This is a genomic window from Anaerocolumna sp. MB42-C2, from assembly GCF_030913705.1.
GTDB lineage: Bacteria > Bacillota > Clostridia > Lachnospirales > Lachnospiraceae > Anaerocolumna.
Genome location: NZ_CP133190.1, coordinates 549,178 through 565,764, shown reverse-complemented (window position 1 = coordinate 565,764; position 16,587 = coordinate 549,178). Strand labels below are relative to the sequence as shown.

At 35.8% G+C, this 16,587-nt stretch carries 17 protein-coding genes; all 17 read left to right on the top strand.

The features are described from left to right. Positions 1 to 339 precede the first annotated feature (339 nt). The 17 genes from RBU59_RS02515 to RBU59_RS02435 all read left to right on the top strand — a co-directional run bounded on the left by RBU59_RS02515 (position 340) and on the right by RBU59_RS02435 (position 16,577). Positions 340 to 1,677: an LCP family protein gene (locus RBU59_RS02515; RefSeq protein ID WP_308146310.1), complete on the top strand. Its 1,338-nt coding sequence runs from the start codon at positions 340 to 342 to the stop codon at positions 1,675 to 1,677. Positions 1,678 to 1,856: 179 nt separating this feature from the next. Further along, entirely contained in the window at positions 1,857 to 2,900 is a 1,044-nt protein-coding gene (locus RBU59_RS02510) for a M23 family metallopeptidase (protein ID WP_308146309.1), read from the top strand. A gap of 199 nt (positions 2,901 to 3,099) precedes the next feature. Beyond that, the gene (locus RBU59_RS02505; RefSeq protein WP_308146308.1) at positions 3,100 to 3,903 is read left to right on the top strand and encodes a GTP pyrophosphokinase; all 804 of its coding nucleotides are present in this window, start codon (positions 3,100 to 3,102) and stop codon (positions 3,901 to 3,903) included. A gap of 26 nt (positions 3,904 to 3,929) precedes the next feature. Further along, positions 3,930 to 5,318, top strand: coding sequence for an RsmB/NOP family class I SAM-dependent RNA methyltransferase (locus tag RBU59_RS02500; RefSeq protein ID WP_308146307.1), 1,389 nt, complete (start codon positions 3,930 to 3,932; stop codon positions 5,316 to 5,318). A gap of 140 nt (positions 5,319 to 5,458) precedes the next feature. Next, positions 5,459 to 6,181, top strand: a complete 723-nt coding sequence (locus tag RBU59_RS02495; protein ID WP_330698465.1) for a pseudouridine synthase — start codon at positions 5,459 to 5,461, stop codon at positions 6,179 to 6,181. 66 nt (positions 6,182 to 6,247) lie between these two features. Beyond that, positions 6,248 to 6,892: an HAD family hydrolase gene (locus RBU59_RS02490; RefSeq protein ID WP_308148529.1), complete on the top strand. Its 645-nt coding sequence runs from the start codon at positions 6,248 to 6,250 to the stop codon at positions 6,890 to 6,892. 74 nt (positions 6,893 to 6,966) lie between these two features. Next, the gene (locus tag RBU59_RS02485) at positions 6,967 to 7,929 is read left to right on the top strand and encodes an RluA family pseudouridine synthase (protein WP_308146305.1); all 963 of its coding nucleotides are present in this window, start codon (positions 6,967 to 6,969) and stop codon (positions 7,927 to 7,929) included. A gap of 20 nt (positions 7,930 to 7,949) precedes the next feature. Next, positions 7,950 to 8,492, top strand: a complete 543-nt coding sequence (locus RBU59_RS02480; RefSeq protein WP_308146304.1) for a Holliday junction resolvase RecU — start codon at positions 7,950 to 7,952, stop codon at positions 8,490 to 8,492. Positions 8,493 to 8,813: 321 nt separating this feature from the next. Next, positions 8,814 to 10,073, top strand: a complete 1,260-nt coding sequence (hisZ, locus tag RBU59_RS02475; protein WP_308146303.1) for an ATP phosphoribosyltransferase regulatory subunit — start codon at positions 8,814 to 8,816, stop codon at positions 10,071 to 10,073. Positions 10,074 to 10,093: 20 nt separating this feature from the next. Further along, complete coding sequence (gene hisG, locus RBU59_RS02470; RefSeq protein WP_308146302.1) at positions 10,094 to 10,747, top strand: ATP phosphoribosyltransferase; 654 nt, start codon at positions 10,094 to 10,096, stop codon at positions 10,745 to 10,747. 4 nt (positions 10,748 to 10,751) lie between these two features. Beyond that, the gene (gene hisD, locus RBU59_RS02465) at positions 10,752 to 12,044 is read left to right on the top strand and encodes a histidinol dehydrogenase (RefSeq protein ID WP_308146301.1); all 1,293 of its coding nucleotides are present in this window, start codon (positions 10,752 to 10,754) and stop codon (positions 12,042 to 12,044) included. Between the two features lie 15 nt (positions 12,045 to 12,059). Beyond that, positions 12,060 to 12,650, top strand: a complete 591-nt coding sequence (gene hisB / locus RBU59_RS02460; RefSeq protein WP_308146300.1) for an imidazoleglycerol-phosphate dehydratase HisB — start codon at positions 12,060 to 12,062, stop codon at positions 12,648 to 12,650. Positions 12,651 to 12,681: 31 nt separating this feature from the next. Then, on the top strand, positions 12,682 to 13,941 hold the full coding sequence (hisIE, locus tag RBU59_RS02455) for a bifunctional phosphoribosyl-AMP cyclohydrolase/phosphoribosyl-ATP diphosphatase HisIE (protein ID WP_308146299.1): 1,260 nt from the start codon (positions 12,682 to 12,684) through the stop codon (positions 13,939 to 13,941). Between the two features lie 405 nt (positions 13,942 to 14,346). Beyond that, on the top strand, positions 14,347 to 14,814 hold the full coding sequence (gene rimP, locus RBU59_RS02450; RefSeq protein WP_308146298.1) for a ribosome maturation factor RimP: 468 nt from the start codon (positions 14,347 to 14,349) through the stop codon (positions 14,812 to 14,814). Between the two features lie 54 nt (positions 14,815 to 14,868). Continuing rightward, the gene (gene nusA, locus RBU59_RS02445; protein ID WP_308146297.1) at positions 14,869 to 15,924 is read left to right on the top strand and encodes a transcription termination factor NusA; all 1,056 of its coding nucleotides are present in this window, start codon (positions 14,869 to 14,871) and stop codon (positions 15,922 to 15,924) included. Between the two features lie 7 nt (positions 15,925 to 15,931). Next, positions 15,932 to 16,207, top strand: coding sequence for an RNase P modulator RnpM (gene rnpM / locus RBU59_RS02440; protein WP_161838954.1), 276 nt, complete (start codon positions 15,932 to 15,934; stop codon positions 16,205 to 16,207). Beyond that, positions 16,197 to 16,577, top strand: a complete 381-nt coding sequence (locus RBU59_RS02435; RefSeq protein ID WP_308146296.1) for a L7Ae/L30e/S12e/Gadd45 family ribosomal protein — start codon at positions 16,197 to 16,199, stop codon at positions 16,575 to 16,577. Before rnpM ends, RBU59_RS02435 begins: the two co-directional genes overlap by 11 nt. Positions 16,578 to 16,587 lie beyond the last annotated feature (10 nt).

The following is a 16,587-nucleotide window of genomic DNA, read 5'->3' as shown; positions in this document are numbered from 1 at the left end:
TAGAGATTAATATAGTTAACTCTAATAATAAGGGAGTTTTTATAGTACTGTAATGTTACTGTTTACAGGTAACAACGCGACGTGTTTTTTGTGACGTATTGTCACAGAAAACCGGAGAATTGCAGCGTAGGAACGCTGCCTCCTCGTTTTGTGTGCATCGCGAAGCGTGTTATTGTTCGCGGAACAGCTGCTTTTTGCAGGGGAGTGAACAGTAGCACCGTAATAGAATAATTTACATTTGCTTAAAAACAATTTTACATTCTGTGGGAACCATGCTATAATATTCCATACCAGTATTTGGAAAATAAATTGCGAATAAAAATATGCAGGAGTTATTATATGAAGAAGCAGAACCAAAATAACCCAGATGTATCTGAGGAATCCACATTCGATAAAGGTAAAACAGACAAGTTATCCGAAGAAGAATTTGATTATATGCAGTTTATTGAGGAGCTAATGGCAGAAGAACCTATAGAGAAAGAAATCGTTATTAATAATGATGAAGAGATATTTGATAATTTAAATAAATCATTAGGCAGACAAGTTTTAACTGAAATGGAAATACAAAGCAAGATGGATCAAAAAGGAGGAAAAAAGGGTAAGCCATCTAAGATGAAATATACACTTGCAGGTGTTGGGACTCTTTTATTTATTTTTGTATTTTTATTTTTGACTCCTTTAGGCAGAAATTTTTTGTGGCAGACTGCTGCAAATTATGCTTATGGTAAAATGAATTATGATGATGGTCTAAATGTAGTTGCCCAGGAAGTGGTTGATGATGTGGAAGAAGATTCAACAGAATTACCGGTCAAACCTACGGAAACTCCGGTGCAATGGGATACCAATACAACAGACGAAAGTGCCAGAATAGAAGAGGGGATAACCAACATTTTGTTATTAGGAGAAGAAGCGATAGATTCCGGCAATGGTCGGGGTCGAACGGATATAATGATGATTGCTACTATGAATACAATAGATAAATCCTTTAAATTAACTTCATTAATGAGAGATATGCTGGTACAGATACCGGATAATAAAGATAATAAATTAAATGCAGCCTATGAGATTGGGGGAATCCCTTTACTTTATAAAACAATAGAGTTGAATTTTGATGTTAAACTAGATGGTTATGTTTTAGTTGGTTTTGATGATTTCGAAAATGTTATCAATAAACTTGGCGGGGTTAAAATCACATTAACGGATGAGGAAGCAAATTATTTAAATACGACAAATTATATCTCAAAACCGGAATTCAGAAATGTCGTGGGCGGTTCCCAGGTTTTAAATGGAAATCAGGCATTGGGCTATTGCAGAGTTCGTTATGTAGCAACAGGAGATGATCAAATTAATGACTTTGGAAGAACATCCAGACAAAGAATTGTATTAAATGCCATCTTTGATCAATACAAATCTAAAAGTATGCCGGAACTGGTACTATTAATGAATGATATATTGCCCCTGATTACGACTGATATTAAACAAGATGATTTTGAAACCTATTTAAGAACGGCCATGTCATTGGGGTTAACAGAAATACAAAATTTAAGACTTCCTGCCGATCATACTTTTGATGAGGGGTATGTACGTAAAATGTCCGTTTTAATTCCGGACCTTCAGGAGAATGTTAAGATATTACATGAATTCATTTTTGGAAAGAAATACATTTCAAATAAATAATGGCTTTTACCGGCTTACTATTAATAAGGGCGATGTAAATTTTTATTATAAAGACTTGGTAACAACAGGTTTATACAATAAGAATCTTACAATTGCCCTTTTCGTACTGTGTTTTTAGCATATCTTTTTTGTGTAAACATATAATAATAAGGACGTCCAGACTATTTCCGGAGATAATTATGTTTACGAGCAAAAAAATCTATAATAACAGGAGATTACAGAATCGTTATATAAGAAGAAAAACCCAATATAAGTATAGAAAGTCTATTCCTTATGCTTTTAATAGATATAACAAGGGTGATAGTTTCATTACCGGAGGGCAGCTTCGATTTTATATTCTGTTATTTATCATAAGCACATGTATCGTGGGAATTACCTTAAACCGGATTGAATTAAATATTGTAGTTCAACAGGTAAAGGAAGAGGGAATTGATTATGATTCTTTCCGCGAGATGTTAATACCGGCAAAAATGATAAAAGATATAAAACGAAAATTGGATAAGGAATTAGAAACAAATGAAAAAAGTGAAAAATATCAAAAAAATAATAAATATGAAAATAATAAATCACAGAAATATGATACGATGGATTATATAACCTTAGACATGTTGCTAAACAGATATAATTTAAATAATACCAGAAAAATTGGTAAGAGTAACAGTGATTTTCTAATAAGCAGGTTATTTCAAAGTAAAAGCTTTATGGAATTGAAAGCATATTATAAAGCCATACTTTCCGATATCATATGTTTCCCTGTAATTCCTGATTCTGACGGAGATTTAAATGTTAATTTTATCGATACCTGGAATGCCTACCGAAGTTACGGTGGCAGCAGAAGGCATGAGGGTACAGATATTATGTCTAAGGAAAATATAAGAGGAGTATATCCGATTGTCAGTATGACGGACGGAACCGTAGAAAAGCTGGGATGGCTGGAGAAGGGAGGTTATCGAATCGGAATCCGCGGTACATATGGTGCTTATTATTATTATGCACATTTAGAGTCGTATGCGCCTGGTCTAAAAATCGGTGACAGTATAAAAGCAGGAGACTTCTTAGGATACATGGGAGACAGCGGATATGGGACAGAAGGAACCGTCGGTAAATTTGATGTTCATTTGCATGTGGGAATTTATGTTGAAACGGATTTTGGAGAATTAAGCGTGAATCCCTATTCTGTTCTGCTTTATTTAGATTCCATAAACAAAAGTCAAAAAAAATAACCGGTGGGACAGATACAATCTTCCATTGAAATCGTCGTAAATATAAAATATTTTCCACAAACAAATGGGTTTATGTTATAATGTAGCGGAATGAGGAATTGCCTGATTACTAGTAAATTCCAATTATAACAAGAGTCATAAATAGGAGTTTTGGTTTATGATAAGTATTAATTTTATGGGGGACAAGGAGTGAGGTTAGATGGAAATACAATTATGGAGGGAAATACTGGATCCATATTTTTTAGCGGTAGATGAATTAGTTGTAAAATTTAACCATATTATTGAAGAATATCGGAAGATGGGAGATTATTCCCCTATTGAACAGGTTAACGGCCGTGTTAAAACTATTTCCAGTATATTGGAGAAAGCACAAAAAAAGCAGATACCTTTAGAGGATATGGAAGAAAAGGTGGAAGATATTGCAGGAATCCGTATTATCTGCCAGTTCGTTGAAGATATCCAGAAAGTAGTGGAGATAATTAAGAAAAGAACCGATATGAGAATCAAAAGTGAAAAGGATTATATTACAAAGATGAAACCAAGCGGTTATCGAAGTTATCATATTATAATTTATTATACCGTTCAGACGCTTAAAGGGACCAAAGAATTACAGGCAGAAATACAGATACGTACATTGGCTATGAATTTCTGGTCTACGATAGAGCATTCCCTGCAATATAAATATAAGCAGAATATGCCGGAGCATATCCGGGACAGGCTTTCCAAAGCAGCAGATGCTGTTATTGTATTAGACCAGGAGATGTCTTCTGTCCGGGATGAAATCATGGATGCCCAAAATTCTTTTAAAATTAAGGCCAATATGGTTGCAGATATATTGACCAACATTCAGAATCTATATAAAGTGGCAAATAAAAGAGAAGTTGTTAAGATACAGGATGAGTTCTTCCAAATTTACGAATCCGGCGATTTGGAACAGTTAGAACGTTTTAACAAAGAATTGGATATTATATCGGAGGGATATCGGGCACAAAGCCTAAGATAAGAAAAGTACAGTTTAAGGAGAAACAGATGACATTACCAAAGCTTTTTGAGAACCGGATGAGGGAGTTGTTAGGGGAAGAATATGAAGATTATATAAAATGCTTTGAAGAGAAACATTACAGTGGATTAAGGATCAATACTTTAAAAATAACACCGGAAGAATTTGAAAAAATTTGTCCTTTTGAGATCAAAAGAATTCCATGGATTGAAAATGGCTATTATTATATTGGAAAAGAACAGCCGGCAAGGCATCCGTATTATTATGCCGGTTTATATTATATACAGGAACCCAGCGCAATGACGCCTGCTAATTTACTCCCGGTTAAACCTGGAGATAAAGTCTTGGATTTATGTGCCGCTCCAGGCGGAAAAAGTACGGAATTAGCAGCAAAGCTTAAAGGAGAGGGAGTACTGGTTGCAAATGATATCAGTAATTCCAGAGCAAAAGCACTGTTAAAAAACATAGAACTGTTTGGCGTTAAGAATGCGATTGTGGTGAGTGAAGCTCCGGCAAAATTAGTAAATTATTTTGAGGGATATTTTGATAAGATCTTAGTAGATGCGCCCTGCTCAGGCGAGGGAATGTTTCGAAAAACACCCTCCATTATGAAAAACTGGGAACAGTATGGTGTGGATTATTATAATAAGCTGCAAAAAGAGATTATATTAAGCGCTGCCAGAATGTTAAAACCAGGAGGCAAAATACTCTATTCTACCTGTACCTTTTCACCGGAAGAGAATGAGGGTACCATTAAATTCTTACTGGAGCAATATCCGGATTTTCATATATTAAATCCGTTAAAGGACGAATATGCAAATGATGTTTCATATGAGGGGTTTTCTTTTGGTAGGCCGGAATGGGTGGAGGGACCGGAGGAGTTATCAAACTGTATTCGGTTATGGCCTCACCGAATACATGGAGAAGGGCATTTTATAACCTTGTTGGAGAAAGCATCGGATGGTACAGTGACAGGTTCTTATGGAGAGAATAAGGATAAAGTAAGTTTATCCGGGGAGGCGGTGGAATTCTTAAATCAACTAGGGCTGACCATAGATTATAAAAACCTGAGTTTAAGAGAAGATAAAATATATCTGTTACCTGAAGATATTCCAAGTATTAAGGGTCTACGCATATTAAGACCTGGATTATTCCTCGGTGAAATGAAAAAGAACCGGTTTGAACCGAGCCAGGCTTTAGCCTGTGCCTTAAAAAGCTGGGATTATCCGAAAAGCATTAATTTCACGGCAGACAATCCGGATGTAATAAAATATCTAAAATGTGAAACGATAACGGTTACAGGTGAATATCAGGAAAGCTGGAACCTGATAAATGTTGATGGATATCCTCTGGGTTGGGGAAAGTTAACCAATAATGTCTTAAAGAATAAATATCTTCCAGGTTGGCGATGGATGTAATATAAATTTATAGGCAATTGTGAAACTATATAGTTTTTAGAATCTGCCATACAATTGATACAAATTTCATAGCTTCAGTTGCCCTAAGGGCAAGTTTTGTAATTACCTGAAAATGAATTAAATAAGAGAGGATGGCGGGTATGAGTACACCAGTCCGATTAGATAAGTATCTTGCTGATATGGGTATTGGCACCAGAAGCGAAGTCAAGACTTATATCAGAAAGGGAAGAGTAAAGATAAACGGAATTATTGTAAAAGAGCCGGATATCAAGATTAACACCATAAGTTCAGAAGTATATTTTGATAATGAACCTATTGTATACGAAACGGTTGAATATTATATGCTGAATAAACCTGCCGGTGTGGTATCTGCAACGGTGGATAACCATTGTGAGACAGTTGTAGAATTAATTAAAAGCGGCAGGAATAAAGATTTATTTCCGGTAGGCCGGCTGGATAAAGATACGGAGGGGTTATTATTAATAACTAATGACGGTGATTTGGCACACCGTTTACTTTCTCCCAAAAAACATGTTCCCAAAGTATATTATGCACGAATAAAAGGTATGGTAACTAAGGAAGATGTAGAAACATTTAGGTCGGGTATACAATTAGATGAAGATTTTATTACGCTTCCGGCGCGGCTTGATATATTGGAAGCCGGTGATATCTCAGATATTAAAGTAACTATTTATGAGGGGAAATTCCACCAGGTAAAGAGAATGTTTGAGGCAGTTTCTAAAGAGGTTCTCTATTTAAAAAGATTAAGTATGGGGGAATTATATTTGGACGAATCTCTGGCACCGGGAGAGTATCGTAAGCTTACCGAATATGAATTAAATAAATTAAAAGGAAATGAATAAGCAGGAAAGAAATTTCTCTATCCCAGACTTGTCTGAGATAGGGAATGGGTATAAAAAATGGATGGAATGTTTCAAGATATTAACGCTGTGATATTTGATCTGGATGGAACTTTGGTTGATTCTATGTGGATGTGGCGTGATATTGATATTGAGTTTTTGAGTAAATACGGGATAGAATTTCCTGATAATCTGCAGAGTGAAATAGAAGGAATGAGTTTTTCGGAAACGGCAATATATTTTAAAACACGTTTTGCTTTGAAGTTAACCATTGAAGAAATAAAGACAGAATGGAATCAGATGGCGTGGGAAAAATATATGACACAGGTTCCATTAAAAACAGGGGCTTTTAAGCTGCTGCAATTCTTAAGGGACAATCAGATCAAAGCGGGGATAGCAACCAGTAATTCAAGGGAACTGGTTGATTTAGTAATTGACAAATTAAATGTGAAAGAATATTTTTCATCAATCCGTACTTCCTGTGAGGTAGAAAAGGGGAAACCGGCACCTGATATTTATCTGTTAGTTGCTAATGATTTAAAGGTATCTGCGGATAAATGCCTGGTTTTTGAGGATGTTATACAGGGAATTATGGCCGGTAAAAATGCCGGTATGAAAGTTTGTGCAGTCTATGATCATTTTACCAGGGAAGATAACCATAAGAAACAGGAGCTTGCAGATTATTATATTGAATCTTTCATAGAACTGTTTTGACAGATTCTTTTTTTTAGAATAACAATATGTAAATATATTCATTTAAATATATTTAACAGGAAACGAAGAAAAACATGAAAATAATAACAGTGGACAAAAATGAAGCTGGTCAGCGCCTGGATAAGCTTCTTTTAAAACAATTAAATAAAGCGCCGAAAAGTTTCATTTATAAAATGCTCCGTAAGAAAAATATTACTCTAAACGGGAAAAAAGCGGACGGTTCTGAGAAAACACAGCTCAATGATGAAATTAAGCTTTTTTTATCTGAGGAAACGATAGAAAATTTCAGCGAATCATTCCGCACTACGATTGTAGAATATGATTTTACAGTTGTTTATGAGGATTCCAATATCCTTGTAGTTAATAAACCAGCCGGATTATTATCTCAAAAAGCAGTTAAAGATGACGTATCTTTAGTGGAGCATATAATTTCCTACCTACTATCAAAAGGTGAGATTAATATAGAAGAACTTCAAACTTTTAAACCAGGAGTCTGCAATCGGTTAGACAGAAATACCAGCGGATTGGTAGTGGCAGGCAAAACGCTGCAGGGTTTACAGACTATGTCGGAGTTGTTTAGGGAAAGGACTTTGGATAAATTTTATCTATGTATCGTGAAAGGTACGATTAAAGAATTTCAGAAAATAACCGGATATTTAAAAAAAGATGAGAAAACAAATAAAGTATCAATAACAGATATGTATTTGCAGGGAAGTGAGCCGATTCAGACCGAATACCAGCCGATTAGGTACAATGATAAATATACCTTATTAAAGGTCAAGCTGATTACCGGTAAGACACATCAGATACGTGCACACCTTAGCAGTATAGGACATCCTATAGCAGGAGACGGTAAATATGGAAATAAGATGCTTAATGCCGAATTAAGAAAAGAGTTTGGATTAGAACATCAGTTATTACATGCTTATCAGCTTATATTTCCGCAAATGTACAGTGAATTTGAGGATTTGTCAGGAAAAGAATTGATCGCTAAGGTGCCGGACTATTTTCAAAATATACAGAACACATTATTGTAGCACAGTAAAGGAGAAAGCATATGCCTTCATGGAATTCCAGAGGCCTTAGAGGTTCTGCACTGGAAGAATTAATTAATATGACTAATGCGAGATACCGGGAAAAAAAACTGGCGCTGATACAGAAGATTCCTACACCAATTACACCAACCAATATTGATAAAGAGAATAGACATATTACACTTGCTTATTTTGAAGAGAAAAGTACGGTAGATTATATTGGTGTTGTCCAGGGAGTACCGGTATGCTTTGACGCGAAAGAATGCGCGGCCGATACCTTTGCACTGCAGAATGTACATGAACATCAGGTCAACTTTATGAGGGATTTTGAAGAACAGGGAGGAATTGCTTTCCTGTTGATTTATTATTCCAAGAGAAATTTTTATTATTATCTTCCGTTCAAACAATTGTCCTGGTTTTGGGATCGAGCTCAAACCGGCGGAAGAAAGAGCTTTCGTTTTGAGGAATTAGATTTGGAAAATGAAATACCATGTAAAAATAATTTATTTATACATTATCTTGAGAATATCGCTAAAGATATAGAGTGCAGAGAGCCGGACCAGTAAAATAACGAATTAGGGCGTTACGGTCTAATTAAGTTTGAATTATAACAACAGATTAGATATATGTAATAAGCCAGGACGGTTATAAATATGATAAGGCTTTTATTTAAGATATATCAGATGAGACTTATAAAAAAAATCAGACAGGATAAAATCAGACAGAATAAGACTTACAAAAAAGATTCAGACGGTTGACTTAATGAAATGATTGTACTATAATAGTTAACATTATCGTGGTAGTGAATTATCACGTTACCACAATGAAGCAAATCAAATGAAAGCACCATGAAACAGAAGCATATTTATGAAAGCTTGGAGGAAACTATGATAGAAAAATTACTACATACGCCGGAAGGGGTAAGGGATATCTATAATGCAGAATGCGAGAGAAAATTACAATTACAAAACCGTCTGCATCATGTTATGAAACTCCATGGTTTTAAGGATATACAGACACCAACTTTTGAATTTTTTGATATATTCAGTAAAGAACGTGGTACGGTTGCTGCAAAAGATATGTATAAATTTTTTGACAGAGATGGTAATACTTTAGTGCTTAGACCGGATATTACCCCATCAATAGCAAGATGTGCTGCAAAATATTATAAAGAAGAGTCTTTTCCCATACGGTTATCCTATATAGGCAGCACCTTTATCAACAACAACAGTTATCAGGGGAAATTAAAGGAATCTACCCAGTTAGGTGCAGAATTAATCAATGACAGTTCCACGGATGCCGATGCTGAGATGCTGGCCTTAACGATAGAATGCTTATTGGAAGCCGGCCTTAACGAGTTTCAGGTTGAAATCGGAGAAGCAGACTTTTTCCGCGGTTTAGTGGAAGAGGCCGGGTTTGATGAAGAAGAAGAGTATCAGCTGCGAATATTAATTGAAAAGAAAAATATGTTTGGAGTTGAAGAATTAATTTCCAGCAAAGACATCAGTGATGAATTAAAAAATGTATTTCTTACTTTGCCCGAATTATTTGGAACAATAGATAAACTAATTAGTGCTAAGTCATTAACAACGAATTATAGAGCATTAAATGCGATTGAACGTCTGGAACAATTATATACTATTTTAACGGCTTATGGTCTTGAGAAGTATATTACTTTTGATCTTGGTATGTTAAGTAAATATAATTACTATACAGGAATTATCTTCCGGGCTTATACTTACGGAACCGGTGATACCATTGCAAACGGAGGACGATATGATAATCTGGTGGGGCAGTTTGGTAAAGATGCACCTGCAATTGGATTAGCCATTATGGTCGACCAGCTTATGCTTGCTTTGTCCAGACAAAAGATTGACATAAAACCGGAAACAGAAAATACCTTGATTTTATATAAACATAACCTTTTAGAGAATGCCATCGTTTTGGCGAATCATTTCAGAAACCAGGGAATGAATATAGAATTATTACGTGTAAAAGAGAATACACTCTTGGAAGAATATATAGCATATTCAAAACGTAACGGAAATGGAGGTATTCTGTATTACGAATCTGCGGAACTGATTAAAGTAATTAATTCGGAAAGCGGTGAAGTACAGGAGGCAAATATTCAGGATTTTATGAGGTAGGTTTTAGAGAAGGAGGTTTTATGAGATATTTAACATTTGCTTTGGCTAAGGGCAGATTAGCAAAAAAGACCCTTGAGATATTGGAAGAAATTGGAATTACATGTGAAGAAATGAAAGATCCCCATTCCCGGAAATTAATTTTTGTTAATGAAGAGCTTAAAATTAAAATTTTTCTTGCAAAAGCCAACGATGTACCTACCTATGTAGAATATGGGGCTGCTGATATCGGTGTGGTCGGCAGGGATACTATACTGGAAGAAGGCCGTAAGTTATATGAGGTAATTGACTTAGGACTTGGTAAATGCAGAATGTGTGTGGCAGGCCCGAAAGAAGCCGGTGAATTATTAAGGCATGGTGAACTGATCCGTGTTGCAACGAAATACCCCAATATAGCTAAGGATTATTTTTATAATAAAAAACATCAGACGGTCGAAATCATTAAATTAAATGGTTCCATCGAATTAGCCCCAATTGTCGGCTTGTCTGAAGTTATTGTTGATATCGTTGAGACTGGCTCTACACTTAAGGAGAACGGATTGGAAGTATTGGAAGAAATATGCCAGCTTTCCGCACGTATGGTAGTGAACCAGGTAAGTATGAAGATGGAACATGAAAGGATAACCAAATTAATAAACGATTTAAAGGAAGTCCTATTAAGTACCAAGGAGGTTTAAGTGCATGAAGATAATTAAGTTGGATTCAGAATCTAAAAAAGGTATTCTGGAGAATTTACTAAAAAGAAGTCCCAGTCAATATGAAAACTATGCGAAAACAGTAAGTGAAATTATTGAAGAGGTTAAATCCAAAAAAGACCAGGCATTATTCTACTATACGAAACAATTTGACAAAGCAGATCTAAATGAAGGGAATATTCGTGTTACTGAGGAAGAAATTAAGGAAGCATACTCTTTAATTGATCCATCCGTTTTGGAGGTAATCCGTAAAGCCGCTTTTAACATAGAAACATATCATGCAAAACAAAAACAATACAGCTGGTTTGACAGTGAGCCTAATGGTATTATTTTAGGACAGAAGGTAACTGCGATCGGATCTGTGGGTGTTTATGTTCCGGGCGGAAAGGCTGCCTATCCCTCTTCCGTATTAATGAATGTCATACCTGCCAAAGTAGCCGGCGTTAAGAGAATTGCTATGGTAACACCTCCGGATAAAGACGGCAAGGTATATTGTGGAACTTTAGTCGCTGCCAGGGAAGCAGGGGTTACGGAAATATATAAAGTGGGTGGAGCACAGGCAATAGCAGCTTTGGCCCATGGGACGGAAAGTATTAAAAAAGTAGATAAAATTGTCGGACCAGGCAATATATACGTTGCATTAGCTAAAAAGGCAGTTTATGGACATGTAAGCATAGATTCTATAGCCGGTCCCAGTGAAATTTTAGTAATCGCTGATGAAACAGCAAATCCAAGATATGTCGCTGCCGATCTTTTGTCTCAGGCTGAACATGATGAACTAGCTTCTGCCATATTGATCACCACCAGCAAAGAAATCGCAGAACAGGTATCTGTTGAAGTTGCTAAATTCACGGAACAATTATCAAGAAGAGATATCATCCAGAAATCGTTAGATAATTATGGCTATATTTTATTAGCTGATTCTATGGAGGATGCAATTGAAACGGCTAACGATATAGCTTCCGAGCATTTGGAGATAATAACCAGAGATCCGTTTTTAATTATGACCAAAATTCATAATGCCGGTGCTATTTTCTTAGGAGAATACAGCAGTGAACCCTTAGGAGATTATTTTGCAGGACCTAACCATGTTTTACCGACCAATGGCACTGCTAAATTTTTCTCGCCCCTTAGTGTGGATGACTTTATCAAAAAATCCAGCATTATTTCTTATTCTAAAGAGGCACTTAAACCAATCTACCCGGATATTGTCAGATTTGCTAAAGCAGAAGGTTTGACGGCCCATGCTAATTCTATATCCGTTCGGTTTGAATCTTAAAAAGGAGGGATAAAAATGGAAAGGACAGCGGAAATTCAAAGAAAAACAAATGAAACCAGTATTGTATTACAGCTTAATTTAGATGGAACCGGAATATCAGACATCGATACAGGAATCGGTTTTTTTGATCATATGCTAAACAGCTTTGCCAGACATGGTTTTTTTGATTTAAAGTTAAATACTGTGGGAGATTTGCATGTAGATGCCCATCATACTGTGGAAGATACAGGAATTGTATTAGGTCAGGCCATCAAAGCGGCTTTGGGAGATAAAAAAGGAATAAAAAGATACGGCGATTCCATCCTTCCTATGGATGATTCACTGGTAATGTGTGCGATTGATTTATCAGGCAGACCATTTCTGGTTTATGATGTACCATTAACCATAGACCGTGTGGGTTATATGGATACGGAATTAGTAAAAGAATTTTTTTATGCGGTAAGTTATGCTGCGGGAATGAATCTGCATCTAAAATTGCTTCATGGTTCAAACAATCATCATATTATAGAAGCTGCATTTAAAGGTTTTGCTCGGGCACTTGATGAAGCTGTCGGACAGGATGCCCGGATATCGGATGTACTTTCAACGAAAGGTACGGTAGATTAGTAATAAAAATAGCATTTTTGGAGGTCTTGCATTGTATAAAAAAATTATTCCTTTTATAAATTGTGAAAATGAACTGCCGGTTAATGTTATATCAGAGGCCGTTCAGTATGAAATCGGCGGAGCAGATGAATTATTTGTATATAATTATTCTAAGGATGAAACATCCCGGGAGGAATTTTTAGGTGCAGTAAAAGAAATTACTAAACAGATTGACATACCTGTTTATATAGGCTGTTATGTGGAACGATTTGAAGATGTTAAAAAAGCTTTGTATAGCGGTGCTTCCTATGTAATGATAAAATACTCATTACTCAAAAACAATAATGTAGTAAAAGAAGCTTCCGAACGATTCGGTAAGGATACTATTATTCTTGAACTGGAAAATTATAAGGACATTCAGAATGAAGAATTTATAGACACAATGAAAGACTTGGGGGTTTATGCTTTATTACTAAAACATGTTGAATTAACCAAGGATTTAATTAACACGATTAATTCAATTAAACTACCGGTAATAATACGGGACAGTCTTTCCAATAATGATATAGCCTCTTTGTTAGAACCGGTCACCGTACTTGGTATTTCAACCAATTATTTTAAAAATAAAGATATGTTCAAGGCAAAGTTGTCTTTAAAAGCGCAGAATATAGAGGTGAATACCTTTGACAGCAGTATTGATTTCAATGAATTTAAATTAAATAAGGATGGTTTGATTCCGGTAGTTGTCCAGGAATATAAGACCAGCGAAGTTTTAATGGTGGCTTATATGAATGAAGCAGCCTTTAGAAAAACAATTGAAACCGGTAAAATGACGTATTACAGCAGGAGCAGAAGCACATTATGGACCAAGGGCGAAACCTCAGGGCATTATCAATACGTTAAAGCACTTATGTTAGACTGTGATAAGGATACTATCTTAGCAAAAGTTTTCCAGATTGGTCCCGCCTGTCATACCGGTAATGTATCCTGTTTTTATACGGAACTGGTTAAGAAAGAATATGATGATACCAACCCGCTTACAGTATTTAATGAGGTATTTAATGTTATTCTGGATCGTAAAAAAAATCCCAAGGAAGGCTCCTATACCAATTATCTGTTTGAAAAAGGAATTGATAAGATATTAAAAAAATGCGGAGAAGAGGCTACAGAAATAATTATTGCAGCTAAGAACCCGGATTCGGAAGAGCTAAAATATGAAATATCGGATTTTCTTTACCATATGATGGTACTTATGGCGGAGTGTAACTTGGATTGGTCAGACATTGTCAAGGAACTTGCACATAGAAGATAAGTGAAATGGAAAAATTTTTAAATTATCACTTGCATTATAAAATGATAAGTGCTATAATATGCTAATGTAAGTATGATACAGTGACGAATGGGAGTGGACGAAAGTCCACTCTTTATATTTGTGTGGATAGGCTCGCATAGTATATTCGAGCCAAAAGCTTCGGATAAGAGACTCCAGAAGAATGGCAAAAGCGATGTTTTTCCGGAATTAAACCCAAAGAGCATATGTGTAGTGTGAATAGTCTCGCCAAGAACATGCGAGCCATTAAAAGAATAGCAAAAGCAGCTATTCTTAAGGATTTATACCCATAAAGCATTGACGTTAGTGTGGAAAATAAATTTTTCACACGCATATTTGTGCCTGCGGCTCAAAGTTTGCTGGTTGTGAGAAAGGTTTGGTTATTATATGACTAAAAGAGAAGAATATGAACAGAAAACAGAAAAACTGTTAGAACCGATAATACAAGAAAATAATTTTGAACTTGTTGATGTGGAATATGTGAAAGAAGGCGGTAACTGGTACCTTCGTGCTTATATTGATAAGGAAGGCGGTATTACGGTAGATGATTGCGAACTGGTAAACAGAGCGCTGGGTGATTTATTGGATCAGTTTGATTATATACCGGATGCATATATCCTAGAAGTAAGTTCACCTGGTTTAGGCAGGCAGTTAAAGAAAGAAAAGGATTATGCAAGGAGTATAAATAAAGAAGTTGAAATAAAATTTTATAAACCGATTAATAAACAGAAAGAAATCGTAGGTTATCTGGTTGGTTACGATGATGACAAATTTATAATTAAACTGGATGATGAAAGTACTATAGATATCCCGCGTTCCAATACGGCACTCATTCGTTTAGCTTTTGATTTTTAAGACTTAATTTTAAGGGATAGAAATAAGAACATTTATGAGGAGGATCAGCAGAAAATGAATAACAACAAAGAGTTAATTGATGCATTAAATCAGATTGAAAGAGAAAAAGATATCAGTAAAGAAATATTATTGGAAGCTATGGAGAATTCCTTAGTTGCAGCCTGTAAAAATCATTTCGGCAAAGCAGATAATATCAGGGTAAATATTAATAGGGATACCGGTGCAGTTGCTGTTTATGCCGAAAGGGAAATTGTTGAAACCGTTGTGGATCCTGTAACACAAATCAACGCCGTGGAAGCAAAATTAAAATATCCAAAAAATAATATTGGTGATATCGTTAATGTTGAAGTAACTCCTAAAAATTTCGGACGTATTGCTGCCCAGAAAGCCAAACAGGTAGTGGTACAAAAAATCAGGGAAGAAGAAAGAAAAGTTTTATTTAATCAGTATTACAGTAAGGAAAAAGATGTAGTAACCGGTATTGTTCAGCGTTATGTAGGCAATAATGTAAGTATCAATCTTGGAAAAGTAGATGCTGTTCTAACGGAAAATGAACAGGTTAAAACAGAACATTTCAAACCTACGGATCGTATTAAGTTATATGTATTAGAAGTAAAAGATACTACAAAAGGTCCCAGGATCACTGTCTCAAGAACCCATCCGGAATTGGTAAAAAGGTTGTTTGAAGCAGAAGTAACTGAAGTAAAGGATGGTACAGTGGAAATAAAGAGTATTTCCAGAGAAGCAGGTTCCAGAACAAAAATGGCGGTATATTCCAATAATTCGGATGTAGATCCTGTTGGTGCCTGTGTTGGTATGAATGGTGCCAGGGTAAATGCGATTGTGAGTGAATTAAGAGGCGAGAAAATAGACATTATTAATTGGAATGATGATCCTGCTATTTTAATTGAAAATGCCTTAAGTCCTGCAAAAGTAGTATCCGTTTACGTTGAAGAGGGCGAGAAAAGTGCCCGCGTAATCGTGCCGGATTATCAATTATCTCTTGCCATCGGTAAAGAAGGCCAGAATGCAAGATTAGCTGCCAGACTTACCGGTTATAAAATAGATATTAAGAGTGAATCGCAAGCAGAAGGGTATGGATGGGAGTAGGTAATTAATGAGTGTTGCGAAAAAAATTCCCCAAAGACAATGTATCGGATGTGGGGAAATGAAAAATAAAAAAGATATGATCAGGGTTATAAAAACACCGGAAGAGAATATCATTATCGACGCTACCGGCAAGAAGAACGGAAGAGGAGCATACATATGCAAATCGACAGAATGCCTTCAGAAAGCCGCAAAAAGCCGTGGACTGGAACGTTCCTTAAAGGTGAGTATTCCTCGTGAAGTCTATGAGGAATTAGAAAAGGAGCTGAGTGGACTTGAATTATGAAAAGGATAGTACCGGGCCCAGGCCTATTGCACAAAAAAAAGTATTTTCTTATATTGGAATAGCAGCCAAAGCAGGTTATCTTACAAGCGGTGAATTTATGACAGAAAAGGCCGTTAAGGAAGGAAAAGCCAAATTAGTAATTATTGCTGAGGATGCATCAAATAATACGAAAAAAATGTTTACCAATATGTGTACTTACTATAAAGTGCCGATTTACTTTTTTGGTGAAAAAACAAATCTCGGCCATGCAATAGGAAAAGAATTCAGAGCATCTCTGGTTCTGTTAGACCAAGGCTTGGCTGATATGGTAGAAAAGCAACTGAACACAATCAACAAGGATGGTAGTATGGATACATACACCAGGTCGTAAAAAGTGGAGG

Excerpts from the sequence above, each read along its gene's own strand:
- RBU59_RS02515 (WP_308146310.1), top strand. The coding sequence starts at position 340 with ATGAAGAAGCAGAACCAAAATAACCCAGATGTATCTGAGGAATCCACA.
- RBU59_RS02510 (WP_308146309.1), top strand. The coding sequence starts at position 1,857 with ATGTTTACGAGCAAAAAAATCTATAATAACAGGAGATTACAGAATCGT.
- RBU59_RS02505 (WP_308146308.1), top strand. The coding sequence starts at position 3,100 with ATGGAAATACAATTATGGAGGGAAATACTGGATCCATATTTTTTAGCG.
- RBU59_RS02500 (WP_308146307.1), top strand. The coding sequence starts at position 3,930 with ATGACATTACCAAAGCTTTTTGAGAACCGGATGAGGGAGTTGTTAGGG.
- RBU59_RS02495 (WP_330698465.1), top strand. The coding sequence starts at position 5,459 with ATGAGTACACCAGTCCGATTAGATAAGTATCTTGCTGATATGGGTATT.
- RBU59_RS02490 (WP_308148529.1), top strand. The coding sequence starts at position 6,248 with ATGTTTCAAGATATTAACGCTGTGATATTTGATCTGGATGGAACTTTG.
- RBU59_RS02485 (WP_308146305.1), top strand. The coding sequence starts at position 6,967 with ATGAAAATAATAACAGTGGACAAAAATGAAGCTGGTCAGCGCCTGGAT.
- RBU59_RS02480 (WP_308146304.1), top strand. The coding sequence starts at position 7,950 with ATGCCTTCATGGAATTCCAGAGGCCTTAGAGGTTCTGCACTGGAAGAA.
- hisZ (WP_308146303.1), top strand. The coding sequence starts at position 8,814 with ATGATAGAAAAATTACTACATACGCCGGAAGGGGTAAGGGATATCTAT.
- hisG (WP_308146302.1), top strand. The coding sequence starts at position 10,094 with ATGAGATATTTAACATTTGCTTTGGCTAAGGGCAGATTAGCAAAAAAG.
- hisD (WP_308146301.1), top strand. The coding sequence starts at position 10,752 with ATGAAGATAATTAAGTTGGATTCAGAATCTAAAAAAGGTATTCTGGAG.
- hisB (WP_308146300.1), top strand. The coding sequence starts at position 12,060 with ATGGAAAGGACAGCGGAAATTCAAAGAAAAACAAATGAAACCAGTATT.
- rimP (WP_308146298.1), top strand. The coding sequence starts at position 14,347 with ATGACTAAAAGAGAAGAATATGAACAGAAAACAGAAAAACTGTTAGAA.
- nusA (WP_308146297.1), top strand. The coding sequence starts at position 14,869 with ATGAATAACAACAAAGAGTTAATTGATGCATTAAATCAGATTGAAAGA.
- rnpM (WP_161838954.1), top strand. The coding sequence starts at position 15,932 with ATGAGTGTTGCGAAAAAAATTCCCCAAAGACAATGTATCGGATGTGGG.